This window comes from Shigella sp. FC1967 (genome assembly GCF_001743005.1).
Taxonomy (GTDB): Bacteria; Pseudomonadota; Gammaproteobacteria; order Enterobacterales; family Enterobacteriaceae; genus Proteus.
In genome coordinates this window covers 1-1,519 of the sequence record NZ_MIIZ01000977.1, presented here as the reverse complement: position 1 = coordinate 1,519, position 1,519 = coordinate 1, and the positions used below count along the sequence as shown (strand labels likewise).

The following is a 1,519-nucleotide window of genomic DNA, read 5'->3' as shown; positions in this document are numbered from 1 at the left end:
TTTTTTGGGGCACAATCCAACGCCGTTCTTCCGCATCCAGATAGATGATATTTGGGATTGATAGATCCATATTTGAATGAAGCATTCCTAGTACAACTTGTGCACGAGTAACAGAAAGTTCCTGCAACCACTCTTTAAGTACATAATCAGTGCAAAACCCATTCACCGTAATTAGACTATTTTTCCTTTTCCCCTCGCTAACTTCTCCAATCCAAATAGTGTTAGACGGTTGTTCATCGACGATTTTATCAAGATAATCCTCATTTCCGAAGAATAAACCAACACGAACAGGGGACTGGTTAGAGCATTTAAGATCAGAGAAAACTACAGCAAAAGAACCCCAGCGTTGGAGCCATTTTTTTGAAGAATGGCCCGTAGCCATTGATTTGTTATGATCAAGCCAATACCCTAATGCATCCCACAACATAGCAATGCCGCGAAGCAGTGTCGATTTACCGCAGCCATTTGGGCCAGTAAGGAGGACGTTCCCCTCAACCTCTCCCGTCCAGTCGTTTTTAAAGCTAATTTCCGCGTCGCCTAACGGGCCGACACTTTGTGTATAAATCGCCGCTATCTTCATTAAATCTCCTCAGGTACACTGCTGGTAATAGCCTTCACATCCACCAGCAGATCGCCAAATTTGCCGTAGTTAACCTTAACACCATCACCAAATCAATAGTGATACATCTATCAGCGTAGTGCCACAAGCGATCATCGAAGCTACATAGTTTGTTAAATTTTTTGGTCAACCCAATCAGCGTTTTTTTCAGATGCGTGGTGGCAGTACCAGAGTCAACATTCTTAAGCTGATCGTTAATCAGATCAATATTGCCCTAACATCCGAGTGCTTTAGGCGGGGTATCATGATAGAAAACAAATAAAAATAAATTAGATTTAAAAAAGATCCCCCTAGTTATAACCACTACAACATAAGAAATCTTGGGACAGTATTAGATATTACAGAAAGATAAGTCAACAAAAAAAGCCTGTAAACTATAAGCTTACAGGCTTTCTTAGGAAGCAGTAGTATTTAGACTACATGATTACATCATGCCGCCCATTCCACCCATGCCGCCCATACCGCCAGCAGCACCTAAATCCATTTTGTCGTCTTTAGGTAAATCTGTGATCATCGCTTCTGTTGTGATCATCAGACCTGCGATAGATGCAGCAAATTGCAGTGCAGAACGAGTCACTTTAGTTGGATCTAAGATACCCATGTCAATCATATCGCCGTAATCATCAGTTGCAGCGTTATAACCGTAGTTACCTTCACCTGCTTTCACTTTGTTTACAACAACAGAGGGTTCTTCACCTGCGTTAGCAACGATTTGACGCATTGGAGATTCCATTGCACGTAATGCAACGCGGATACCGACTGTTTGTTCTTCGTTATCACCAACCATCTCACGCAGAGCGTTAGCAACACGAACCAGCGCAGTACCACCACCCGCAACAACACCTTCTTCAACGGCTGCGCGAGTTGCATGCAACGCATCGTCAACACGAGCACGTTTTT

The 1,519-nt window shown here is 43.0% G+C and carries 1 protein-coding gene and 2 pseudogenes; all 3 read right to left on the bottom strand.

Going from position 1 to position 1,519, the window contains the following annotated elements; translation table 11 throughout:
• Window positions 1–580, bottom strand: a pseudogene (locus BHE89_RS17040) (AAA family ATPase); the annotation flags it as partial.
• Window positions 580–833 (bottom strand): annotated as a pseudogene (locus BHE89_RS26210) (class I SAM-dependent DNA methyltransferase); the annotation flags it as partial. The pseudogenes BHE89_RS17040 and BHE89_RS26210, both read right to left, overlap by 1 nt.
• A gap of 210 nt (window positions 834–1,043) precedes the next feature.
• The coding region (locus tag BHE89_RS17030) for a TCP-1/cpn60 chaperonin family protein (RefSeq protein ID WP_286146241.1) at window positions 1,044–1,519 on the bottom strand (476 nt) is incomplete at its 5' end.